The 24,220-nt window shown below is 53.0% G+C and carries 24 protein-coding genes; 9 read left to right on the forward strand and 15 right to left on the reverse strand.

The features are described 5' to 3' along the window. Positions 1–10 precede the first annotated feature (10 nt). From sctR to sctV, 6 genes are read right to left on the reverse strand one after another with little or no spacing between them, the layout of a single operon-like run. Positions 11–664: a type III secretion system export apparatus subunit SctR gene (sctR, locus tag H650_RS13845; RefSeq protein ID WP_020455810.1), complete on the reverse strand. Its 654-nt coding sequence runs from the start codon at positions 662–664 to the stop codon at positions 11–13. Continuing rightward, on the reverse strand, positions 664–1,668 hold the full coding sequence (locus H650_RS13850; RefSeq protein WP_020455811.1) for a FliM/FliN family flagellar motor switch protein: 1,005 nt from the start codon (positions 1,666–1,668) through the stop codon (positions 664–666). The genes sctR and H650_RS13850 overlap by 1 nt, the downstream gene beginning before the upstream one ends. 23 nt (positions 1,669–1,691) lie before the next feature. Next, complete coding sequence (locus H650_RS13855) at positions 1,692–2,144, reverse strand: hypothetical protein (protein WP_238328350.1); 453 nt, start codon at positions 2,142–2,144, stop codon at positions 1,692–1,694. Next, positions 2,134–3,510 carry a FliI/YscN family ATPase gene (locus H650_RS13860; protein ID WP_502690913.1) on the reverse strand — a complete coding sequence of 459 codons (1,377 nt, stop codon included), beginning with the start codon at positions 3,508–3,510 and terminating at the stop codon, positions 2,134–2,136. Before H650_RS13860 ends, H650_RS13855 begins: the two co-directional genes overlap by 11 nt. Beyond that, a complete protein-coding gene (locus tag H650_RS13865) occupies positions 3,504–4,406 on the reverse strand; it encodes an FHA domain-containing protein (RefSeq protein ID WP_020455814.1) in 903 nt (300 codons plus the stop codon). The genes H650_RS13860 and H650_RS13865 overlap by 7 nt, the downstream gene beginning before the upstream one ends. 11 nt (positions 4,407–4,417) lie before the next feature. Further along, positions 4,418–6,493 (reverse strand): type III secretion system export apparatus subunit SctV, encoded by a 2,076-nt coding sequence (gene sctV, locus H650_RS13870; RefSeq protein WP_020455815.1) that lies wholly within the window; start codon positions 6,491–6,493, stop codon positions 4,418–4,420. A gap of 375 nt (positions 6,494–6,868) precedes the next feature. On the opposite strand from sctV, the gene H650_RS13875 reads away from it, so the two are divergent. The 6 genes from H650_RS13875 to H650_RS13900 are packed head-to-tail and all read left to right on the forward strand — an operon-like array spanning position 6,869 to position 14,693. Next, the gene (locus tag H650_RS13875) at positions 6,869–7,414 is read left to right on the forward strand and encodes an RNA polymerase sigma factor (protein ID WP_020455816.1); all 546 of its coding nucleotides are present in this window, start codon (positions 6,869–6,871) and stop codon (positions 7,412–7,414) included. 3 nt (positions 7,415–7,417) lie between these two features. Next, positions 7,418–7,969, forward strand: coding sequence for a GNAT family N-acetyltransferase (locus tag H650_RS13880; RefSeq protein ID WP_020455817.1), 552 nt, complete (start codon positions 7,418–7,420; stop codon positions 7,967–7,969). 16 nt (positions 7,970–7,985) lie between these two features. After that, a complete protein-coding gene (locus H650_RS13885; RefSeq protein WP_020455818.1) occupies positions 7,986–8,207 on the forward strand; it encodes a hypothetical protein in 222 nt (73 codons plus the stop codon). Between the two features lie 17 nt (positions 8,208–8,224). Then, on the forward strand, positions 8,225–10,174 hold the full coding sequence (locus tag H650_RS13890; RefSeq protein ID WP_020455819.1) for a secretin N-terminal domain-containing protein: 1,950 nt from the start codon (positions 8,225–8,227) through the stop codon (positions 10,172–10,174). A gap of 31 nt (positions 10,175–10,205) precedes the next feature. Continuing rightward, positions 10,206–12,311, forward strand: coding sequence for a hypothetical protein (locus H650_RS13895; RefSeq protein ID WP_020455820.1), 2,106 nt, complete (start codon positions 10,206–10,208; stop codon positions 12,309–12,311). A gap of 51 nt (positions 12,312–12,362) precedes the next feature. Continuing rightward, positions 12,363–14,693, forward strand: a complete 2,331-nt coding sequence (locus H650_RS13900) for a hypothetical protein (protein ID WP_020455821.1) — start codon at positions 12,363–12,365, stop codon at positions 14,691–14,693. 53 nt (positions 14,694–14,746) lie between these two features. Here H650_RS13900 and H650_RS13905 read toward each other — a convergent pair whose 3' ends face one another. The 5 genes from H650_RS13905 to H650_RS13925 are packed head-to-tail and all read right to left on the reverse strand — an operon-like array spanning position 14,747 to position 17,514. Then, positions 14,747–15,382, reverse strand: coding sequence for an HrpE/YscL family type III secretion apparatus protein (locus tag H650_RS13905; RefSeq protein ID WP_020455822.1), 636 nt, complete (start codon positions 15,380–15,382; stop codon positions 14,747–14,749). After that, positions 15,366–16,031, reverse strand: a complete 666-nt coding sequence (locus H650_RS13910; protein WP_238328351.1) for a hypothetical protein — start codon at positions 16,029–16,031, stop codon at positions 15,366–15,368. Before H650_RS13910 ends, H650_RS13905 begins: the two co-directional genes overlap by 17 nt. Continuing rightward, positions 15,973–16,677, reverse strand: coding sequence for a type III secretion system inner membrane ring lipoprotein SctJ (gene sctJ / locus H650_RS13915; protein WP_020455824.1), 705 nt, complete (start codon positions 16,675–16,677; stop codon positions 15,973–15,975). Before sctJ ends, H650_RS13910 begins: the two co-directional genes overlap by 59 nt. 15 nt (positions 16,678–16,692) lie before the next feature. Then, positions 16,693–17,265 (reverse strand): EscF/YscF/HrpA family type III secretion system needle major subunit, encoded by a 573-nt coding sequence (locus H650_RS24180; RefSeq protein ID WP_020455825.1) that lies wholly within the window; start codon positions 17,263–17,265, stop codon positions 16,693–16,695. A 42-nt stretch (positions 17,266–17,307) separates the two neighbouring features. Beyond that, positions 17,308–17,514, reverse strand: a complete 207-nt coding sequence (locus tag H650_RS13925; RefSeq protein WP_044489530.1) for a type III secretion system major pilin HrpA — start codon at positions 17,512–17,514, stop codon at positions 17,308–17,310. 192 nt (positions 17,515–17,706) lie between these two features. Between H650_RS13925 and H650_RS13930 the strand changes: the two genes are divergently transcribed. Together H650_RS13930 and emrD are read left to right on the forward strand one after the other, a co-directional pair. Further along, positions 17,707–18,540 (forward strand): EamA family transporter, encoded by an 834-nt coding sequence (locus H650_RS13930; RefSeq protein WP_020455827.1) that lies wholly within the window; start codon positions 17,707–17,709, stop codon positions 18,538–18,540. 177 nt (positions 18,541–18,717) lie between these two features. Beyond that, positions 18,718–19,902, forward strand: coding sequence for a multidrug efflux MFS transporter EmrD (gene emrD, locus H650_RS13935; RefSeq protein WP_044489531.1), 1,185 nt, complete (start codon positions 18,718–18,720; stop codon positions 19,900–19,902). On the opposite strand, the gene H650_RS13940 is transcribed toward emrD, so the two are convergent. Further along, positions 19,805–20,893, reverse strand: a complete 1,089-nt coding sequence (locus tag H650_RS13940) for a cellulase family glycosylhydrolase (protein WP_189660068.1) — start codon at positions 20,891–20,893, stop codon at positions 19,805–19,807. The genes emrD and H650_RS13940 overlap by 98 nt on opposite strands. Before the next feature lie 161 nt (positions 20,894–21,054). On the opposite strand from H650_RS13940, the gene dsdA reads away from it, so the two are divergent. Continuing rightward, a complete protein-coding gene (dsdA, locus tag H650_RS13945; protein ID WP_020455830.1) occupies positions 21,055–22,371 on the forward strand; it encodes a D-serine ammonia-lyase in 1,317 nt (438 codons plus the stop codon). A 1-nt stretch (position 22,372) separates the two neighbouring features. Here the strand turns inward: dsdA and H650_RS13950 are convergent, their stop codons facing one another. From H650_RS13950 to H650_RS13960, 3 genes are all read right to left on the reverse strand, one after another. Next, on the reverse strand, positions 22,373–23,353 hold the full coding sequence (locus H650_RS13950) for a radical SAM protein (protein ID WP_020455831.1): 981 nt from the start codon (positions 23,351–23,353) through the stop codon (positions 22,373–22,375). Between the two features lie 88 nt (positions 23,354–23,441). Continuing rightward, positions 23,442–23,792 (reverse strand): DUF202 domain-containing protein, encoded by a 351-nt coding sequence (locus H650_RS13955; RefSeq protein ID WP_020455832.1) that lies wholly within the window; start codon positions 23,790–23,792, stop codon positions 23,442–23,444. Further along, positions 23,782–24,129: a YidH family protein gene (locus H650_RS13960; RefSeq protein ID WP_020455833.1), complete on the reverse strand. Its 348-nt coding sequence runs from the start codon at positions 24,127–24,129 to the stop codon at positions 23,782–23,784. Before H650_RS13960 ends, H650_RS13955 begins: the two co-directional genes overlap by 11 nt. Positions 24,130–24,220 lie beyond the last annotated feature (91 nt).

Raw genomic sequence — 24,220 nt, forward strand, 5'->3', positions numbered from 1 at the left:
ATTCTCATCGCTAAATGTAGCTGTAAAATAACCCTTCAAGTAAACGACTCCACCCCTCAATCAAAACAAAAAGCAATAATTTAAGCGGAATTGCAATAAACATCGGTGCCACCATTTGCATTCCCAATGCCATCAGCACTGTCGATACAACGAGGTCTATCACTAAAAAGGGAATATAAATTAAAAAACCAATTTTAAAACCGGACTGTAATTCCGAAAGGACAAACGCGCTTAATATCAGCGCAGGGTTATCGCGTGTTATGGGATTGTTCGCCTGATCTTTCCACAGTTTTTTTGCCGCTTCCGTTAAACGAACATGGGTATCTGCATCAATATTGCGCTGTAAAAAATTTTGCAGCGGCGCAATTACCGTCGGATAGTGAGCATAAATCGCGGCGACATCGATTTTATCCGGTGAGATTTGTCGCACGCGCTGGGTCATATCATTGAACACCGGCCCCATAATAAACAGCGTTGCGGCAAGCGAAATGCTGTAGATCACCATATTGCCAGGCACCTGCTGTATGCCCAACGCGTTGCGTACAATCAGCAAAACAACGGAAATTTTAAGAAACGAGGTGGAGATAATCATCAGCAAAGGCAACAACGTCAGCGCCGCGATAAACAGTGCCAGCGCCGCGGGATTGATCTGCTGAATATCCATCAGAAATGCTCCATGCGGGTAATTTGCAGCCCCAGCACACCTTCAACATCCACCAAAGTGCCCTGCGCCAGCGGGCGCTCGCCATAATAAATGGCCGCCTGACCGGGGGTAAAATCCGTGAATGTCAGTATCGAACCCGCCCGCAGCGACTGCAGCGCGTCGAGCGTCAATGTTAGCGTTCCCGCACGCAGCGTTATCCTCAGGGGAACAGAGGAAAGATCCGGCATTTCATGGGGCTGTGCCGGGATCTCGCGCGATAAAGGCACCGGGGGAAGCGTCGCGTCCGGCTGCGGGAGTGCCGTATCAACCCCCCCCATCGTAAAGCAATGCGCCAGCGGGGCGCATTGCTGTAAAGAGAAGCACTGTGTGCCGATTTGCAGTTGCCCTGCTCCTGCCGGGTTAAAAAGCCGATTTTCTGGCAGCACAATGTCGCCAACGCGTAAATGCCGTAACGCGTCTGCCGCAAGCTCCGTTGAGGCCAGGATCAACGGGAAAGAGAGTAAAAACTGCTTATTTTGTCGCGTCGGGGAAAAGTGCCACGCCGAATGCTGAAGCAGGCGAATTAATGTTAACGGCGACAGCGCCATTAATCCTCTTTCATATTGCTCGCTATTTTTTATTTCAATCCAACAATAAATTTCCGGTTCATGGCTTTCCTCAGCAGGCTGCAAGTAACCGACTATATTTTTAATTTCCTGACTGAGCGCGGCGTTATATACATCCCAGTACCACTGCGCCGAGGTATTATTATTTTCAGCTAATAACGGACAAAGCGATAACAAGTTCAACAAAGGCTCCGCATTATAAAGGCGTAATTTCCCGTATTGACTGGCGAAACATATCTGTTTATCCGGCAATCGTTCTCCCGCCTGCAACGGAAAGAGTCGTAACTGCCCTTGCTGGCCGTTACATTGAAAATTCAATATCGGTTGTCGATCCAGATATTGCCGGGCGATGACCTCATCTTTACTGACAGGAGGAAATAACAGCGCAGCTTTATTCATCAATAATGGCTCTTTGCCCAATACTAAATGGCATGCAGTTGTTCAAGGATAAAACGAAACTTTTCCTGCCGTTTTCTTTTTCCGATAACCTGCTGAAAGTGCGCAGCGACCTTATCGCACTGGCGCAGATAATCTGTTTCTTGCTGCTTAATCCGCAATATGGCGTCCTGCTGTTGCTGCACCATTACCTGTTCTTTTTCAAGCCACTTTCGCATATCCATTAACGATAACGCGCGCTGTGTATTACGGTCGCTCATCGCGGAAAAGTAATCACGATTATAGTGGGCGATATGTTGTGAATAGCGATTAAGCGCGTCAAGTTGTTGCGCCATTTTTACCATTTCGCGCTGTTGCTTTAACCACGCCAATTCCGTTTTTACCGTCCGGTAATGATAAAGCGATAATAACTGGCGCAGCAGCGAAGTTAATCTTAGCGATTCATCTGCAGTGTTTTCATCCTCTGCGTTATAAAACACCTTGCGGACCCGGAGCATTCGCCACGATCTCCCGTAATTGATTTAAGGTTATTTCAGGCGCTCGCAGCGCGCGTAATGATTGTTTGAGAACATTATCCAGTGCCGGTTTAACCGCAACCGCGTAATCGGTAAAGGGATCGCTGCCGGTCTGGTATTCGCCCAGACGAATTAACATTTCGATATCGGCATAGGCCGTCATTAATTGCCTTATATGTGTGGCAATAGTTTGCTGTTCAGTTCCCGTAATATTATTCATCACCCGACTCAGGCTGGCTGCCACATCAATGGCGGGATAATGTCCCTGATCGGCCAGTTTGCGCGAAAGGATAATATGCCCGTCCACTAAAGAGCGCACTTCGTCAGCAATCGGGTCGTGCATCGAATCTTGTTCAACCAGTACCGAATACAGCGCGGTGATAGTGCCCTGCCGGGTACGTCCACTGCGTTCAACCAGCCGCGAGAGCAGGTTGTAAACCGAAGGAGGAAAGCCATTGCGCCCCGGCGGTTCGCCGTTGGCAAGCCCGATTTCGCGCTGTGCGCGGGCAAGACGTGTCAGCGAATCAACAATGAGCAAAGTCGATTCCCCTTGCTGGCGAAACCCTTCGGCGATGGCGGTGGCCGTAAACGCAGCGCGCACACGCTCCATGCTGCTGCGATCCGAGGTGGCGCACACGAGCACGGTGCGCTGACGTAGCGCTTCATCCAACTCCCTGTCCATAAACTCACGCAGCTCGCGCCCGCGCTCACCCGTCAGGCAAAACACGATAGTGTCGCACGGTATATTTCGCGCCAGCTCCGCCAGCAGCGTTGTTTTACCGCATCCCGCCCCGGCAAAAATCCCCGCCCGCTGGCCTGCACCCAGCGTCAGCAAACCGTCAATACTGCTGAGCCCGGTGTAGAGCGGCGTCTCAATACACAGGCGATCGGTCGCCGGCGTGGCGTTATGCATCACCGGTACAGATCGCGCGGTTAAGGTGTCGACAAAAGCGGCCTGACCCTGCCCGCCAAGAGCACGACCAAACCCATCGAATACGCACCCTTTCAGCGCTGGCGAGACCTGTATGCTGTGGGGCAAACCTAAAGGATGGACCTCTGAACCGGGCTTAATGCCTTCCAGCGTATCCAGGGCGGCAAGTGAAACCTCTTGCGAATCAAAGCCAATTACTTCAGCCATAATCGGCGCGCCTGACGTGCGCGGCAAAAGGCATAAGTCTCCTAAGCGCGCGCCCGGAAGATAACACTGTAAAACGATGCCGCTAATCCCGGTTACCGAGCCGATAACGTTTACCGGCTCTGTCTGCTCAAGCTGGCGTTGTGTGGCCTGCTGCCAGCGGGTAAGTTCCTCTTGCCAGCCGTCGCTCACCAGGGCACCTCAAACCGCGTTTTACCCTGAAAGATCAGCTTTTCTTCGTTAATGGCGAGAAGTTTGATGCCACTAATCTCATCATTGATAAACACCCGCAGCCCGTTGTCGGTCACGATATACGGGGATTCACCCTTTACCACAAGGGCAATGCGAAAAGGCAGCGGCGGCGGCGGCTGGACAATATCCACTGAGATTTGCGCAGCACTCTGGTAACGCTGGGCAAAATGTTGCAGTAGCGCCTGCGTTTCAGCCTGTAACTTATCATCGCCGACCAGATGCAAAACAATGTCGTCACTGCCGGTTATTTCCAGATCGACGCGTTGCCCTAAACCGGCCTGCTGAAGCAGTGAAGCCAGCATTTCGCGGGTTTGCGCGGCAGTTTCAAGAAACGTTTTCTGCGGCTTCGGCACCGGCGCAGAAATCGCCGCCGGCCGCGCGTCTTTGCCAGAAAAACCGCCCAGCCCGAACGCGGCTATCGCGAGAATAAAACAAACCGCAGCCACGGCTTTATTCAGTCGACCACGCGGTCTTTCAGCCACAGGCGCATGCGAACCCGCCTGGTGGTCGGCTTGCGCAGCGGGAGCGCTTTCCGTTTCCCACGGCGTGTCTGACTGCGCCACACATAACCAAATCCCCGCCAGCGAGAAGGGCGTACCGGGTTCGAGGTTATCGATGTGTTCAACGCGACGACCTTCATTCGTCAGCACCGCGCCTTGCAGGGCTTCCACTTGCCAGCCGTTATCCGTCGCATGCAGCCGGCAATGGTTTTGCGCAATCGCCGCGTCGTATAACACCATGTCCGCATCGGGCGATGATCCAATCAACCACTGCGTACCGGTCAAGGGTAACAGTGCGCCGCTATTCAGGCCGCTAAGCACTCTCAGTTCATAGAGCACGATGTTTTTCCTCAATCTGCTGCATGTTCTGCGGGTTCGTGGGTTTCTGTTTCAAGATCGATCCGCCCCTGGATCTGGACTTTTATCGAGGGAATAAGCTCCGAAAAGGCGAGTACCGGAACAAGCGTGGACGACTCCCGTAGCAGACCGGAAAGCGGGCCGCGCAACTCAGGCTCGACAAGCAGCACACTGGGGGTGCCTTCATCAGTGGGAAAGCACTGCGCTAAACGGGCAAGTAACGCTTCATGCATCACCGAAGAGAGCGTCATCGACTGCGCGCCCTCCGCGTTTAATGCCTGGCGGAACACCGCTTCCGTGGCGGGTGCCAGTAACCAGCTATTCAGCGTTTCATGTTGGCTGTACTGGTAACAAATCTGCTCTCTCAGCGCGTGGCGAACCAGCTCGGTTAACACCATCAGGTTGGATTCATGGCGGCTATGTTTAATCAATGTTTCGGCAATCAGGCGCAGCGGTCGCAGGGTGACACGTTCTGCGGCCAGCCGCTGCAAAACCGCCGAAAACCACGCGATGGGCAAGCACCTTTCGAGTTCATCGGCCAGCTCAGGCTGTTCGCTTCGTAGCCAGTCAATCAGCGCTTTGCTCTCTTGTAAGCCGACAAATTTCCACCCCGTTGACAGAATGGCCCGCCGCATTCTGGCGAGGATCAGATCGCCAGAAGTGCGTTTTTCGGTCTCGTACTGTGATAAGCGGTGATCGTCAACGTCAAACCATCGCAAGCCTTGCTCTTCGCGCTCTTCAAGCCCGGACGTACCGTCATCCTCAGCAACCAGTCTGGCAGTGACGGCACACTTATCAGGATCATACGTTGCGCGAATAACCGGCACTTCATACACGCAGAAACGAAACTCATCGGGTGCCAGTTGCGCATTACCCTCAAGCTCGAAAGAGGGCAGCGTGAGGCCATATTCAAAAACAGTGTCGTTGCGTAGGGCATAGATGCGCTGGAGTAGTTGTTCAAACCCCGGTTGTTGCTGATGCTGTGGATGAAATTGCAGCAGGTAGGCGCGCAGCGGGAAAAAGCGGCGAACATTTTCATAACCCATTAATTCTGTTGAATTATCAGGCTCAGCGCCGACAATCGATGGAGTAGGTTGCCCCGCCATTTCCAGCCTGGGCTTTTCCTGTCGGGTAAGCAGGAAGGCTAACGTCAGGCAGAGCAAACTGAGGGTAGTGAAAAGCATTGCTGGCATGCCAGGCACCACCGCAAACAGCGCCATAATGATGCCGCAATAGATCCAGGCTTTGGGGTGGCGCGTTAATTGCCAGATGATCTCACCGCCAATATTGAGGCTGGAAGCCGCGTTATCGGAATTAACACGCGTAATAATAATGCCCGCCGCAAGCGAGATCAGCAGCGCCGGGATCTGCGCCACCAGGCCATCACCAATGCTCAGAATCGAGTAGATATGCATGGCGTCGGCGGCGGGCATTCCGTGCTGCAAAATGCCGACGGAAAAACCGCCGATTAAGTTAATAAAAACGATGATAATTCCGGAAATGGCGTCACCTTTGACGAATTTCATCGCCCCGTCCATGGCGCCAAAAAGCTGGCTCTCTTTGGTCAGCTGCTCGCGGCGCACCCTCGCGTCTGCCGTATCAATCAGGCCCGAGCGTAAATCGCTATCAATGGCCATCTGCTTACCCGGCATCGCATCCAGATTAAAACGGGCGGAAACCTCCGCGACGCGTTCAGCCCCCTTTGTAATGACCAGAAAGTTAACCAGCGTCAGGATCAAAAAGATAACCAACCCTACAGCCAGGTTACCGCCCGCGACAAAATTACCAAAAGTTTCAACAACATGACCCGCATCATGCTGCAATAAAATCATGCGCGTCGTGGCAACGGATAACGCGAGGCGGAACATGGTTGTCAGCAGTAAAACTGCCGGAAACGTAGAAAATGCCAGCGGGTGCTGCATAAATAATGCCTGGATGGCCAGCAAGGTGGCAATACAGATATTCAATGAGAGTGCGGTATCAATAATAAAAACCGGCAGCGGCAAAACCATCATAAAGACAATCGTCATGACAATAACCGCACCAATGAGTTCAGTCTGGTTTACCATTCGAACGGCCAGTTTCGTAAAAAAAAGTCTCATGAACACCACATATTTTCACATTGATCGAATAAGTAATTTTTATTAACCATCGATAATCATCTCTGTATTAGCTAACGCGTCGACAATCGACATTTTTCAAATCAATCAAAAGACAACACCTTTGCATTAGTGTTCTCAACGCAGGAATGCGCGCAAAAGAAAATACCTAAAAGCGTATCACGTGATGTAGAGCGTGCATTTCTCCTCCACCCGCGCACATAAAAGCAGACCACCACTCTGAAGACGTACCTGAAATATTCTGCAAATTAACCAGGCAGATTTTCACTTCATTGCCACTCATAAGTGAGCAAGGAATAACTGGATAATACAAAGGGAATTTTTATGGGGAAGTTACCCATCAATGTTAATAATGAATCAGCGGATAAAAACGCATTCGATATAGATGAGTTAGTCGCAAACACCACCACCAGACTCAGGAAATTCATCAGCCGTCGGGTTTACAATCAAAGTGATGTAGATGATCTGGTACAAATGACTTACCTTGAAGCATTTCGCAATCAACATAAGTTTATTGGTGCGTCCAGTAAAGAAACCTGGTTATTTGGCATTGCGTCTAACCTGGTGCGAAATCATTTTAAAAAGACATTTAATAAACCTGAGATGGTGGCACTGGATGATGTTAATTTTTTAATTTCCGATCAGATATTCAATCCTGACTATATTAACGAACATAAAATACAACTTTCTGAAACCATTGCTATGGTCGATAAATTGCCGCTCAAAATGCAAAACGTCATCTACCATATTATGGATTCAGACACCAGTTATAACGACGCCGCCGAGCAATTAGGTATTCCGATTGGAACAATACGTTCCAGGCTCTCCAGAGTTCGAAAAATACTGAAAAATAATCAGGAAGAAGGGTAATTAATGGAAATGAAATTAGATGAGCGAATCTTAAAACGGCTGCCCCGCGGGCTCAGGGTGGCGCAAAAAAGCGATATTGAAGCCATGACCATGATTTTTAATGAGACAGCGAATACCGGTGCGAATTCTCCCGTAACAAGGCCGATCACCGAGAAAGAACTGGGGTTTTATATCGAGCTTTATCAACAAGATAAATTGCCGGTGTACGTACTGGAGCGCGAAGGGGAAATCATCGCCTGGCTGTCAATCAACCGCTTTAGCTGGGGAACGTTAGCTTGCCGGCAAACCGGGGAAATTGCCTTATATGTGCGCGCGGATCGCTGCGGCAGCGGGCTTGGCGTGCATCTTGGGCTGGCGGCGCTGCTGCTTGGCCGTGAATATGGGTTTGAAACCATGGTCGCCTGGATTATGGCGTCTAACCTTGCCAGCCAACGAATTGCCAAATATCTCGGCGGAGAACAATGGGCTTTCTTACCCAGAATTGCCCGTTTCGGTGAACAACGCGCCAGCGTCATGCTGTTTGGTTTCCGGCCGGATCTGCGTCTTTATAAATAAAACAGGGATAATCGATATGCTAAAAATGGATTCTGTGCGTAGCCAGTTAGATAGTAAATTAAAACAAGCCAGCAGTGATTTTCAGACCTCTGCCAAAAATATGAACGGTATGTCGATGGGCGACTGGCTCACGTTTCATCAACATATGAAACAATATTCTTCTGCCACCTGGGCTGCAAACCAGGAAGTGACGCTCAATCACAACCTGGCTCGCTCAATTATTAACGATGGTCGATAAGCTAACAGGTGACATGTATGAAATGCTACTGGCGTATTTTTTATTCACCTCTTTCGCATTGCGCCAGATTATTTAAACGCTGCGCAACACTAACCCTGATATTATTAACAGCTTTTATACATCAACACGCCGTGGCGGCTGTGCCCGCCATATTAAACAGTAGTGAATTCTCGTATCAAAACACCCCAGCGCCGTTAAATAAAGTGCTGGAGGATTTTGCTCATGCATTTTCGCTACGCCTGGTTATAGATCCAAAAATTTCGGCAGCGGTAAAGAATAAACTACGCGCTAATACGGCTCAGCAGTTTATTGAACGCCTGGCGCTTGAATATAATTTACAGTGGTTTATTTTCGAGGATAAATTATACGTCAGCAGTAAAACAGATCAGCACTCGCTAAAGATTAAAGTGTCTGGCGAGTCGATTGATAGTCTTAAAAAGGCGTTAACGGATATAGGTCTGCTGGATAAGCGATTTGGCTGGGGAGAACTGCCGGAGAGCGCTGAAATATTGGTAAGTGGCCCAACCGAATATGTGAACCTCATAAAAATGTTTGCCGAACAGCCTGATGCCAGTAAAAACAAAGGGGGCGCATTTGAAACCATGTTCTTTCCTTTGCGTTTCGCTGAAGCGGCCGATATCCGGGTTGAATATCAAAATGAACTGATCACCATTCCGGGGGTTGGCACAATATTATCGGAGCTATTAGATGCAAACAAATCCTCGCCCCAGCTTCAGCGCTACAATTACCCGGCTGCGCTTGAGGCGGGTGAAAGCAAAAATCCATTTAATAACCGCTTAGGCGCTTCGTTTTCAGCGCTGACTGACCGCATTTCACTGGCACCTGCACTGCCTGCATCCAGCGATGACAAACCGAAAATCGTGGTCAGTACACGCAGCAATGCCATCCTCATTCAGGACAACCCCGCCAAAAGGAGTGAGTATGCGCAGCTCATTGAAAAGCTCGATGTTCCGCTGAGATCGGTCGCCATCGATACCCTCGTTATCGACGTGGATAACCGTCAGGTTCTTAACACCGGCATGCAGGAAAAACGTTTAAGCCGCCGAGGCAGCGTTTACGATGAGGTTATTAACGGCAACAAATCTGTTCTTAACGCCCGGGAGATGAAAAAATTTCAGGCTGAAATTCAAAGGATTGTCGAACAAGGCGGCGCGTCGTTAACCGCTCGCCCTTCACTGATAACAATGGAGAATTTTCCCGCAGTCTTTAATTTTAGTAATCAAAACCGACCCGCAACAAAAGATGGCCCGCTCTCTACTGCGTCCAACGGTGCGGTGTTGCAAATCACGCCCCGTGTTATCGCCAGTGACAAACAGCAAGCGTTGCAGATTAAAGTCAATATGTATAACAAAGGGACAACGCCAGCGCCTGAAGATAACCACAAGACAGGCAATCTCAGCACGCTGGTAACAGTCGATGAGGGTGATTCGTTAATTATTGGCGGTTTATCGGTCCATGAAAAAAAGAACACCACCTTCAACTTACGGGAAAGTGAAAATCGGCAACGGTTTATTATCATTACGCCGAAGATAATTCAAAAAGATGCGAATAAAGAAAAAACCAGCGCAAAGAAAACCACATCAGAATATGGCGGTTCGTTTTCCAAAAAAATATACAAGCAGATCTTCGATGATATTACCAGGCTATCCAGCGGCACTATTTCACCAGCTACATCGCCAGCTATCGATGATATAACCATCGAGGACGTGTGCGATATTCACTGGCCACTGACCGTGCTGGCTGGAAACGTTAAATCGCTGGCAACGCAGGAATATACTATCTCTTCATCATTAATAAAAAACGCAGGTCAGCAGTCGGTTGTATTTCATGGTACCGATTGTGATAACGATGAAAATATCATGATCGTCCCTTACCCCAACGCACCTATATCACCTGGTGCTTACATCGAAGTTTATATCGCCAGAAAGAACGAAGCACAGAAATAACCTCGCTCAAAGATCGTGAAGGAGCCCTACAATGAAAATTAATCCATTAACCCCTGCCATTATTAATACGCCGCTGGAAAACAGACAAGATCCTGGTATTGCGAAACGGGACCGCCGGGATATTCCCACCGGCTCTTTATATACCGGCCCGCAAAACAATAACGACGACCGCCCTGCCCGCCCCGATGCCCGCTCGCTGATCTTTACTCCCGACCCGCGCGGCGAAGGGTATCCCTCCATTGAGAAACAGATTGCCGGGCAGATGATCCGCCAGCGCGAAGGGCAGACCGGCGAATCCGGCTTTACCGCCTCCTACGGCGCGCCCTACGAGGCAAGAAAATCCCTCCTCGCTTACGGTCTGTCGGCGGCGGGCATTCACGATCCGGCCAGCCTGCCCGATAACGGGCATACCCAGACGACAGCGCTGCTGGACGAAGTGCGCGGGCAGTATGCCGCCTCCCCGCAGACGCACTATGACGCGCAGGGCAACACACGCACGCCTTCCCTGCTGGTGGCGGCGGCGCGGGATTTTTTCGACCAGCAGATCAATACCGGCGCGCAGTACAAAACCAACACCCACGATGACGTTCCGGGTCTGGAAGGCAAACCGCTGGCGCAGTACAGCGACCGCGATAAAGTGCAGTCGCTGCGCCATTTTGCCGGACAGCCGCTGCGCACCGAGCAGAATGAACCCACTAACACTGAACTGGTGATGAAAGATATCGGCGCGCTGCTGATGCTCGACGGCATTGCCGCAGAAGCGGGCGCCATGGCGGAGTTTTTCACTGAAAAAGCGGTGACCACGGAAGGCCGGAGCGCGCTGGCCACGCTGCGCAACGCCCCTGAGCAGGCGGCTGCCGGGGAAGCCGGTGTGGCAATGGCCGGCGCAACCGGTACAGAGATGGCAGTGGCCGGTGAAGCCAGGGCAGCCGCCGCCGGAGCCGCTAAGGGAGCACTGGCAGGGGAAACCACGGCGGCAGCGAGCGCAGCGGCCGGAGAAACCGGAACGGCGGCAGTAAACCGGCTGCGTCCTTCACTGGCGGGTGATATCAGCCAGTACGCCGTGAAGGATGGCGAGGCGCTGCTCAACGGGAGCCGCGCCAGCGCCGGGGGCATTCATCAGGTGAAGGATGCGGCAGGAAATGACCGCTGGCTGCTGCGCTACCGCGATGGAACAGGTGACAGCAGGGTGTACGAAGTCGGGCAGGATTTCCGCCCAGGCGAAGGGCGGGCGCGCATTATCGACCCGCAGACCCGACAGCCGGTGCTGACGGTGCAGTCGGGCAACGGCGAGTGGCAGCGCAGCGCATTGCCCGGCGGGGTACAGCCGCGCACCAACACCGAACCGCAAACCAGCCTTGCAGCGACCGCCGGAACATCCGGCAGCAGTACGCTTACCCGCCAGGAAAAATTTTCCCCGGTCAGCGAAGAGCTTCGCGAACTTTATATGAGGCCTGATGAGGGGCAATATCGGGCCAGAACAGCAAAAGAGAAAGCAACCGATGAAAAAATCCTGCTGGATTTGAATTCGGTAAAAAACAGGCAGGAATCAGCTATTCTTGCGGAATATATTGAAGGGGGAGATGGCACTTACCGCACGATAAATAATCATCTGCGGCATATTAGCCCTTCAGCCGAAGGGGAAACACTGGCAACAGAATTAAAAGCAGCCGTAGCTAAACTGACGGATTATAATGCACCGGCATATCGGGCGGCGACAGTTCCCGCGGGGACGTACGGTAATAAAATAAAAGTCAACGATGTGGTGACCGACGCCGGATTTATGTCCGCATCCGCATTACCGCAGAACTCAATAAACTGGCTTGAGACCTGGACTGGACAATTTGAAAAGCAATCTACTGACAAGGTGCTTTTTATTTTAGATCATACCACGCCGAAAAAAATGGCTGCCGGAGGAATGCTCCCGGACCATATTTTAGTTAACCCTAACACGCCGTTAAAAGTTAAAGAGATTCACGCCATCGAAGGAAATGCATCACGCGATCCCATCACTATTGTCAGATTGAAAGATGCAGAACACCCTTTCAGGCATGATATTAAGAATATTTTTTCCGGAAATATTGAATTACCCGCCGTCGAAGTACCCTTCCTGAAAAAATTAGGTCTCCGTCATTAATTTGACGGCCTGAAGTACGACATCTTTTTTATTTGTGCAAAAGAGGTGGTTATGAAAATCGATTCTGTATCCGTTCCTGTTTTTCCCCAGCCGTTTATCCGCGAGGAAACCTCCGCCAAAAACAAACGTGAAATCCCCACCGGCTCGTTATATACCGGCCCGCAAAACAACAATGATGACCGCCCTGTCCGCCCCGATGCCCGCTCGCTGATCTTTACTCCCGACCCGCGCGGCGAAGGGTATCCCTCCATTGAGAAACAGATTGCCGGGCAGATGATCCGCCAGCGCGAAGGGCAGACCGGCGAATCCGGCTTTACCGCCTCCTACGGCGCGCCCTACGAGGCAAGAAAATCCCTCCTCGCTTACGGCCTGTCGGCGGCGGGCATTCACGATCCGGCCAGCCTGCCCGATAACGGGCATACCCAGACGACAGCGCTGCTGGACAAAGTGCGCGGGCAGTATGCCGCCTCTCCGCTGGCGCATTATGACGCGCAGGGCAACACACGCACGCCTTCCCTGCTGGTGGCGGCGGCGCGGGATTTTTTCGACCAGCAGATCAATACCGGCGCACAGTACAAAACCAACACCCATGACGATGTTCCGGGCCTGGAAGGCAAACCGCTGGCGCAGTACAGCGACCGCGATAAAGTGCAGTCGCTGCGCCATTTTGCCGGGCAGCCGCTGCGCACCGAGCAGAATGAACCCACTAACACTGAACTGGTGATGAAAGATATCGGCGCGCTGCTGATGCTCGACGGCATTGCCGCAGAAGCGGGCGCCATGGCGGAGTTTTTCACTGAAAAAGCGGTGACCACGGAAGGCCGGAGCGCGCTGGCCACGCTGCGCAACGCCCCTGAGCAGGCGGCTGCCGGGGAAGCCGGTGTGGCAATGGCCGGCGCAACCGGTACAGAGATGGCAGTGGCCGGTGAAGCCAGGGCAGCCGCCGCCGGAGCCGCTAAGGGAGTACTGGCAGGGGAAACCACGGCGGCAGCGAGCGAAGCGGCCGGAGAAACCGGAACGGCGGCAGTAAACCGGCTGCGTCCTTCACTGGCGGGTGATATCAGCCAGTACGCGGTGAAGGATGGCGAGGCTCTGCTCAACGGGAGCCGCGCCAGCGCCGGGGGCATTCATCAGGTGAAGGACGCGGCAGGAAATGACCGCTGGTTGCTGCGCTACCGCGATGGAACAAGTGACAGCAGGGTGTACGAAGTCGGGCAGGATTTCCGCCCAGGCGAAGGGCGGGCGCGCATTATCGACCCGCAGACCCGCCAGCCGGTGCTGACGGTGCAGTCGGGCAACGGCGAGTGGCAGCGCAGCGCATTGCCTGGTGGGGTACAGCCGCAAACCGGCCAGCCATTGAATGCGCCAGCAGGCAAAATGTATGGTAATCCTCGAGCGGATCTTCCCGAACAGCCGCTCGACCTCAGTATCTCCCGGCCAGCATCATTATCGCGTCCAGCGCCGATGGACGTTGATTCACAGCCAGGCCCTTCGACAGTACTCGACACAGCAGAAACGGAACACCCTCTTGATCTGAGCCTGCCCCGCCGCTTACCGGATGGCCGATCGCCGGAAAACAGCCTGCCACCCACGCCCGGCACGCCCATATTCACACCGGCGAGCAGCCGTGCGCCAACACCTGTTACCCCCTTCTCACCAGCCATGTCAGAAGGTTATTCCGCAACAGGCCTCCCGCGCACGCCAGGCGCTTCCCTGTTTGGCTCAGAAAACCGAAGTTCATCCCTTTCCAGGCCGTTAACACCAGGCGCGGAAAGTGAGTTATCGGCCACCGAAATGCGATCAGGAAACAGTTCAGGGAGGAGCACCCCATCATCCGTCGCAACCTCCGGCGCCGGGTACACGCCTTATGCCGACGATGCGATTAATTTCAACCCTTGGGCGGATAACGTTCAGCTGCCACCAGGAAGCTATCTGAACGATCGCGGCTACATTGAGAGAAGGGATTTTAATAAATTGTACCGTGTTGAGCAGGCAGATCGGGTCGACCGGCGTGGCGATCCGCAGAATGTTGGTTTCAGGGACGGAAATTACTTTGCCGGTGTTGAGAAGATGATGTCCGGCCCGGTGGTATTCGTTGCGCGAACCCGGGAGGGAGCAGAACGTTTTGGTCGGGGCGAGCTGAACAATGGTTTTCATCTGTATGAAATTGATGCGCAGGGCATACCCGGTGTCTCACTTCGGGAAAATATTGAACACAATGAACAATATATGGAGCTAGCAAACACCATGCAGCCAGGATATGTCGCAGGTCTGCGCAGCGTCAATCAGCTGGAAAGGTTTGGCGATTACGCCTGGTCATTCGATGAGGTGCATCTGGCCAACGACCAGGTCACGCCGGATAAAATAACCAAAATTTATTAACCCCCGCAAAGTAAACGGCGCCATTACCGCCACGTCATGGCGCCGCAATGACTTTACTCTCCCCGTTCGGTTTCATTTGCTCCCCTGGTGGTCGCCGCGCTTTCCGTTATGGCAGAAAGGAAACTGTCGGTGAAGGTCTGCCAACCGATCGTATATTTCCCGTGAGGGCTTTTCAGGCACAATTCGTCTTTGGCCTGCCGGGGATCACTTACCAGCGTCCAGGGCGTATCGCCTTGGGCATTTAAAAATTGTTCGGCCTGCTCATATTGCCGTGGATTAACCATTAACATTGCCGCGCGATTAACTTCAGGATGCTTTTGCAACTGTTTGAGAAGTGCTTGTATACGTGCCTTTGCGGGTTCTTTGTCAAATGCGAGGCGCAGCGCCTGGGTAAGCAACTGTTTTGCACACCCGACCGTCTGCTTACGCATCTCTTCCCGCTCTTTTTGCCAGTCATTCAGTAATACCTGTGCCTGTTTCCATAGCGTCTTCGACACCTCTTCATACGCCTGATGGCGAATCCGCTCTGCCGCTAATTGCGCATGTTTTATCGTCTCTCTGGCGCGCAGATTGGCAGTGTCGCACGCCTGTTGCGCGACAAAAAAGTTCGCTATCTCTTCCCTACGCAGCACCGGTTGTTGCACAACCGAAGCCCCGGCGAGCAGATTAATTTTATGCACCGTTAACATGGCCGTTTTCCCGTGGGCGTTCGCGCTGTATCCAGGCGATAACCGCCATCCACAGCATGGAGAGTTTATGCGCTGTGACAGGGATGACTGGCTGGCGCTCGACCTCTTCGACTTTTTCTTTCGGCAGAGAAAAACGCATTCGCGACCAGACAGGCTCCCCCACCCAACTGCGAAGCAGGATGATTCCGGTAATGTCCGGATCGGGAGAGAGAGGCGGCGTCCACAGCCCCGGTTTTAACCCCATAGCCAACCGGCGACACCATTGCAAAGCACCTGAAGACATAACACGATAGACCGATTGTGGATGATCCACGCAGACACAAAAAAGGGCTTCAAATAATAAAACGCGCTGGTGTTGTAATAGCTCAATGACGTTAATAACCGCCTCTGTTGGCTCAGGAATGGCCGCAGGTTTGACGCCAAAAAGGCTATCAATCCAGTGTCTTTGGTGTGCTTCAGCATGAGCGATAACCGCATGAATAAGGTGCAACTCTTCCGGCAACGGCCAACTGTGATGACGTTTATGACGCCAGCCATCGCGCCACCAGTGAATCCATCGCAGCATGAAAATCCCTTTAATAAAATTGGTTTTATTTTTTCTGTATAAAGAAATAAAACGAGGCAAGTAAACAGAGGCAACCCATAACATATAATATCATGGTGTTTGGTTTTTTATTTTCCGCCACAATACTTTGCGTTTTATATTCTGTGGTAGGAATAAAAGAAATAGACAATTTTTTATCATCGGCATCAACCATTCCCGGAATACTGCTCAGCGCCATCCGCCTAATAACAGGCTGTAATTTTTCCACATGAATATCCCGATTATATTTAATAAACACCGCCGCTGAGGCGGGTTGTATTGGCTCACCCGCTGAGATACGTTCCGGCAGGACAATATGCACTCTGGCCATAATGACGCCATCTATTTGCGATAACGTAAACTCGAGTTCCTGAGACAGGGCATAAATATAGCGAACGCGTTCTTCAAGCGGTGATGAAATCATCCCTTCCTTTCGAAAAACATCTCCCAGGCTAACATAGCTCTGGGAGGGCAATCCTGCGGAATGTAATATTTTCACAGCTTCAGGAAGATCGGACATGGCTATCGAAACGGAATAACCCGTTTTATCCGACTGCTTCGCGGCGTCAATACCTTTGTCCTTGAGTTCGGCAACGATGGCGTTAGCCGCTGGCTCAGCAAGCCCCTGATATAACGCCAGTTCACCCTGGCACCCGCAGAGGAAGGTAACCATGAGTAACAGGGTGATGGCGTTAATTGCTCTTATTAACATAATGGGTTTTTATCGTTACTGGAGGTTTGTCATTCGCTCCACGCTGTTGGTCATTTTGCTGATCATTTTCGAGACAAACTGATTATTTAAATAATAGTTTGACATCGAACGGTTGGCTTTCAGTAGATCATAAGGATTATTGCTACCGGAAGCCGCTTTTAAATCCCGTCCCGCCTGTCTGGAGAGCTTTTCTAACATATCAGATAACTGGCGCAGGATAGATTTCGTATCGGTAATGCAATCATTTCGGTCATTGCCCGGCCGGTGGTGATTATTTGCACCGGAGCAGTTATTCCCATTATTGCCAGGTCGATTGCAACTATTCCAGTTATTATCAGGGCGGTGGCCACCATCCCAGTTATTATTTGGCTTATGACAATTATTCCAGTTGTTGTTGGGTTTATTGCAGTGATTCCAGTCGTTATTGGGTTTATTACAGTTTTTGCCATCGTCTGGTTTACAGCAGGTATTATTATTTTCAGGCGGTTTAGGGGCAGAACCACAGCGCGTTAACACGTTGTTGTTTTGCTGAAAAACAACCTGCGGGTTGCTCACCATATTTAAAGCTGCTCTGGTAATAAAACACATAGAATACTCCTTTATCGCACAGCGCTATTGTAGAGATGCCATTTAATATTGAATGGCTTTACCCGCCTGCTGCATTGAGTTTTGCGCTTTCGTTGATGAATCGATCAACGAACTGGTAATACCGTTAATGGTATCGGTGATCATTTTGGCTGACTGCGCCTGGGCGTTCATCATGGTTGTTGCAGCGGAAACCATATCCAGTTGTCCCATGGAAGCTAAAGACGCTCCCATTGAAGCTCCTCCGGCCATAACGTTTTCTCCTTATTGATGAGTAGTGACTTGGGGTTGCTACGATTTATTGGTGGCGCTTTTTTATAAAACTGTTCACTTTTCGCGGGACGTTTTATAGGCATAACGCGCCATTTGCGAAGGTCTGGTTAGCTGGCTTCCATTGCGCTCATCGTGTTACATTTTGGTGACATTCCACCCACGTGTGCCGCTATGACCCTCTCTGTGTTTTGCATCCTGCTGTTCGCCGCGCTGCTGCATGCCAGCTGGAACGCGATAGTGAAAGCGGGCAGCGACAAGCTCTATTCGGCTATTGCCGTCAGTGGTTCCGCCGCATTAATCGCGCTGGTTTTACTGCCTTTTTCTCCGCAGCCGACTCTCGCCAGCGCGCCTTATCTCATTGCCAGTTGCGCCTTACAGGTGATCTACACGGTGCTGGTCGCCAAAACCTATCAGGTGGCGGATATGAGCCAGACCTACCCGCTGATGCGCGGCACCGCGCCGCTGCTGGTGGCGATAATCAGCGTGCTGTGGCTTGGCGATTCGCTCTCCAGTGTGGCTTGGGGTGGGATTGCGGTGATCTGTCTGTCGATTCTCGGCATGGCGTTCAATGGCCGCAGTCAGTCGCGTAAAGGCATCTGGCTGGCGTTACTCAACTCCTGCTTTATCGCCGGTTACACGCTGGTGGATGGCACCGGTGTGCGCCTCGCCGGTTCGGCGCTCGGCTACACACTGTGGACATTCTTTATGAATGGCTTCTGCCTGCTGCTGTGGGCGATGCTGGCGCGCCGACAAGAAGTGACACGTTATCTGGCGGTAAACTGGAAAAAGGGATTGCCCGGCGGTATCGGCACGATGGGCTCCTATGGGCTGGCGCTGTGGGCCATGACACAAGCGCCGCTGGCGGTGGTGGCGGCACTGCGTGAAACCTCGATTCTCTTCGGCGCGCTGCTGGCTTTTTTGTTGCTGAATGAGAAGGTCGCCGGGCTGCGAATCGTCGCGGCCTGCGGTATCGCCGTCGGGGCAATTTTACTGCGTCTTTCATAAGACAAACTGGCAATAAAAGTTGCCGAAAATCGTTTACAAAACCTGCCTGGCGCAGCATTGCCATTGCTGTGCCGCATAGTGGTTCTGTCATCTGACTGTGCTAGATTTCTCCCGCATAAAGGCTGAATTACAGCCATATATTCTTTATTTCCTCATTTTCTTAAAGTAATCATCGAGATGAAAAGGCAAAGAAACGTCAATTTGTTGTTGATGCTGGTACTGCTGGTCGCTGTCGGGCAGATGGCACAGACAATCTACATTCCAGCCATCGCCGATATGGCGCGCGATCTTAATGTGCGTGAAGGCGCGGTGCAGAGCGTCATGGCCGCCTATTTGCTGACCTATGGCGTCTCGCAGCTTTTTTATGGCCCACTGGCGGACAGAATTGGACGTCGGCCGGTGATCCTCGCCGGGATGAGCATTTTTATGCTGGCGACGCTGATTGCTATCTCCACGCACAGCCTGGCGGTATTAATTCTGGCCAGCGCCTTGCAGGGCATTGGTACCGGCGTCGGCGGCGTGATGGCGCGAACCCTGCCGCGTGATCTTTACGCGGGTACAGAGCTGCGCCACGCCAACAGCCTGCTGAACATGGGGATTCTGGTCAGCCCGTTACTGGCTCCGCTGATTGGCGGCGTGCTGAACACGCTGGTGAACTGGCGCGCCTGCTTTATTTTCCTGCTGGCGCTGTGTGTCTTCGTCACCTACAGCATGGCGCGCTGGATGCCGGAAACCCGCCCAACGGATGCGCCGCGCATCCGGCTTATCGCCAGCTATAAAACGCTGTTCGGCAGCGGCGCGTTTAACTGCTATCTGCTGATGTTGATTGGCGGTCTGGCGGGAATTGCGGTGTTTGAAGCCTGTTCCGGCGTATTGATGGGCGGCGTTCTTGGCCTCAACAGCATGACGGTCAGTGTGCTGTTTATCCTGCCAATTCCGGCGGCGTTTTTCGGCGCATGGTTTGCCGGACGGCAGAATAAGCGCTTCACCACGTTAATGTGGCAGTCGGTGATTAGCTGCCTGGCAGCCGGTATTCTGATGTGGATCCCCGGTTTGCTGGGCGTGATGAACATCTGGACGCTGGTGGTTCCCGCTGCGCTGTTCTTCTTTGGTGCCGGGATGTTGTTCCCGCTGGCAACCAGCGGCGCGATGGAGCCGTTCCCGTTTCTCGCCGGAACGGCGGGGGCGCTGGTCGGTGGCTTGCAGAATATCGGTTCCGGCGGGCTGGCGTGGCTTTCGTCACAACTGCCGCAGAACAGTCAGTTTAGCCTTGGGATGCTGATGACGCTGGCCGGGCTTTTGATCCTGCTGTGCTGGCTGCCGCTGGCGTCGCGTTTTGCTCGCCACGAACCGGCGATTTAACCTCATGATGGCCCGACTTCGCGTCGGGCTTGCAGCAATCTGGCGCGATCATCACCTTCAGTAACGGCTCCGGCGCGGGTCGCCATGCGCCCTCTTCACCGTCATAAAATTGCGTATCGGTGTTAATGGCGTACGGGATTTTCACCTTGTTCAGTTCGCAAGCCATAAAACGGGCAAACGCCAGCTGCGACTCGGTTGGCGCGCTTTTCATTGACTCGCCGACTGCCCAACCGCCAACCCAACTGGTATGGCCCGTTTTCTGCTGCCAGCGCACAGCGGTGTTGATACGCGCGCGAATGGCGGCTTTTTCCGCCGCCGTGCCCGAGGTCCATGGGTATTTGCCGTTCGCTTTTAGCGGCCCCCAGGGAAAGATGTGCCATTCGGCGAGCAGGAAGTTCTGACTATGCGGCGGCAGCTTCAGCGAGGGCAGATCTTCAGGAGCGGCACGCATCCGCGGCGCGATAAAAATCATGCGCTGCGGATCGATATCATGCAGCGTTCTGACGACATTTTCATAGGCGCGATTCAGCGCAAAAAGGTCGTGGTTAAGTTTATCGGCCGGTTCATAAATTACATCAAAACCGAGCGTCGGGTGGTCAGTGCCAAAAAAGGTGCCGACGGTTTTCCACCACACCACCAGTTGCGCTTCGTTTTTTGCGTCGGGATCGGCTTTAAAGCTATCGGCCTGATAAGCAATAATCGGAATGACGCCATACGCTTCACAGGCTTCCACCAGTTTTCGCAGATGGATCAGGCGTGCTTCGGTCATGTTATCGGCAACGCGAATACGCACATGGCGGATGCCCGCCTCGTAGAAATCACGCACTACCAGCGGGTCAAACTCACGGATTCCCCTGTCGGTACGTGCCCAGTCGACATCCATCCCCACACCCAGCTGCTGCGCGTAATGCGCCGCTGTCAGCGGAGTATCAGCGGCAAACGCAGAGGTTCCCGCCAGCAGCATAGCAACAGCAATCAGTGGCTTTAACACAGTTAACCTTGTGAAAATTGGGGGCGAATACATGTATTTAGCATGCTTTGCGCCACAACGTGTAGCGGCAAAACGTAATAAATTCTCACCACGTCTGCACACTTGCACCGACGGCGTATTCCTGTTTTCTTTAACCATCCGCTTTCGATGATGAAGAACCGATGAAAAACGCCGACCTCCAGAAGCTCATCCAGCACGACCCGCTAGTGCAACGCCTGATTGATTTGCAAGAAACGCGCTGGTTTAACCCTAATACTACCTCGGTTGCCGAGGCTTTGCCGCATGTTGGTCTGACACCGCAAGATGTGAGCGATGCGCACGCCCGCCTGACACGCTTTGCGCCTTTTATTGCGCGGGCGTTTCCAGAAACCGCGGCCAGCGGCGGCATCATTGAATCCGACGTAGTGCCGATCCCGGCAATGCAGCGCCGTCTGGGGCAAAGCATCACCGGTGAGCTGTGGCTGAAAAAAGACAGCCACTTGCCGATTTCTGGCTCAATCAAAGCGCGCGGCGGCATTTATGAGGTACTGACCCACGCAGAAAAACTGGCTTTCGCCGCCGGGTTGCTGATGCCGCAAGACGACTACAGCCGCCTGCTCTCGCCTGAATTCACCCGCTTTTTTAGCCAGTACAGTATCGCCGTCGGTTCGACCGGTAACCTCGGGCTGTCGATTGGCATTATCAGTGCGCGCCTCGGTTTTCGCGTAACAGTACATATGTCTGCCGATGCCCGCGCCTGGAAAAAAGCGCTGCTGCGCAGCCACGGGGTGAACGTGGTGGAGTATGCAGAAGATTACGGTGTTGCCGTTGAGCAAGGCCGCCGCACGGCGCAGGCAGACGCGAACTGCTTTTTTATTGATGATGAAAATTCCCGCACGCTGTTCCTCGGGTATGCGGTCGCCGGGCAACGGTTAAAAGAGCAGTTCGCCCGTATCGGTAAAGTGGTCGATAAAGACCATCCGCTGTTTGTCTATCTCCCCTGCGGCGTTGGCGGCGGCCCTGGCGGTGTGGCGTTCGGCCTGAAGCTGGCGTTTGGCGATGATGTCCACTGTATATTTGCCGAACCGACGCATTCACCGTGCATGCTGCTTGGCGTGTACACCGGCCTGCATGATGGCATTGCGGTGCAGGATTTAGGCATTGATAACCAGACCGCCGCCGATGGGCTGGCCGTCGGGCGCGCGTCGGGTTTTGTTGGCCGCGCGATGGAACGCCTGCTGGACGGTTTTTACACCGTCGATGACCAGACGCTTTATAACCTGCTGGGATTACTGGCGCAGGAAGAGAACATTTTGCTGGAACCGTCGGCGCTGGCGGGCATGCCGGGTCCGAAACAAATCAGTGAAGAGCGCGATTACCATCAGCTTCACGGCTTTAGCCAGACGCAACTGGCGCAGGCCACCCACCTGGTGTGGGCGACAGGCGGCGGCATGGTGCCCGCAGAGGAGATGGCGCGCTATCTGGCGAAAGCGCGCTAATTTAGCAATGCTGCAAAAAGGCGCATAACGACATCGGGGAGTGCCGCTGTTTGCGCAGGTCACGCATCACCCGCATATAAGGCCCGGAATAGCTAAAGAAGTGGTAATAGCCGTCACACAGCGCGCTTTTGCCCTGTACAACGCGATGTTTCGGGCAATCGCCCTGGCAAAATGGCAGCATATCGCAGCGGCGACACGCTTCGCTAAGCAGACTGGTTTGATGCGGCCCGCCCGCCGCTGCGTCATCGCTGGCATTCACCGTGATAATCTGATTGCCCAAATGGTTATCGGAGTAAACCGACGCGGTATCGCCGTTAGCATGTGGCGCAAACGTGCGATCGCGGGTTTCGCTACAGGAGCACAGGTGTAACGGATAGCCGCTCCAGACATCAAGGGTTTCGTCAAAGAGTGGGATATAAACCCGACCAATATCTTCACGCACCCAGTAGTCAAACACGGTGGTCAGAAAATGGCCCCACGCCGCTGCGCTCACTGATTCCGGCGTTAAATGTCCCTGCAGATCTTGCTCCACCAGCGGAAAAAAGTGCACAAAGGGCGTGCCGAGAGCACGCAGAGAAAGGTACAGATGCAGCGGCTGCTGGCTGTTGCGGTGGTTGACGACACAGTTAACACTGAATGCCACGCTATGTTTCGCCAGCCATTGAACAGCATTTAGCGCGTGCTGGTGTGAGGGCTGATTGCTGCGTTTAACGTGACGGATATCTTGCGCCACGGCAGGGACGTTCATAGAGAGACTCACCCGCCAGCCGTGCTCGTGAAAGAAACGGCACAACTCATCATCAAGCGAACTGCCGTCCGTATGGAAGGTGTTTTCGATACGTTTTTTAGCGTACCGCTTTTGCAGCGCAACGATGCGGCGGAAAAAATCCAAACCGCCCTCTTGCCAGGCAAAAGGCACACTAGCAGCGGAGTGGGTAGCGATCTGCTGGCGAATAAACGTCCGCAAAGCGGCATCATCCATTCTCTTTTGCGGCTGTGTTCCCATGTCAGTACAGCGGCGACAACGGGCGGGCCTGGCCATAACGTGGCAGCCTGGCATGCGGTGTTCCTCAGAAAATCAGGAGTAATTGTCGGATATGCGTTACAGCAAACAGTAATGCGAGGGAAAGCACCGCGAGGGAGATCAACAATTTGTCACGAACCGCGCCGGATAAGACGAAATCACTTTTATTCACATCCATTAAGATACGTTTATGTGTGTAGCGCCAGAGCAGAAGCGCCACGCACAGCAGTACCGCCAGCGAGATCCAAAACGGCAGCCCTGAATGCTGCCAGTTATGCCTGACCGCCAGCGCCATCAACGCGCCGTAGCCGAACAATGTGCGCAGCCACGCCAGCGACGTGCGTTCCGGTTGCAGGCCGGGGTCCGCTTCGCGGCGCGCTTTGCGGTTATCCGCCATAGAACACCAGCACCATCACCACCAGCGCAACCGCCAGCAGAATAACGCTTATCACCAGCAGGGCACGGGTGTAAGGCAAATCCTCTTTCAGGCGCATCGCTTTTTCATTGCCCAGCCAGCGCAGATAGCCATACAACGCCAGCCCGCCTGCGAAGAGACACAGCAGCAACGCCAGCACTTCGCGAATCAGCGGCGTGGCAAATTCCGGCGCTAACTGATCCAGACCCACACCGGCCGCCAGAAAACCAAGCGCCGTGCGGATCCACGCAAGAAAAGTACGTTCGTTCGCCAGCGAGAAACGATAGTCCGGCGCCTGGCCAACGCGGGAAATTTTCATCAGGGCTCCTTGTTGGTGTACTGGTCAACAAAGTAGCGGATACGGTGAATTTTTTCGACACGTTTCATATTTGGACCGGCATCCTGACGAT

The sequence above is a fragment of the Enterobacter sp. R4-368 genome, from assembly GCF_000410515.1.
Lineage (GTDB): Bacteria > Pseudomonadota > Gammaproteobacteria > Enterobacterales > Enterobacteriaceae > Kosakonia.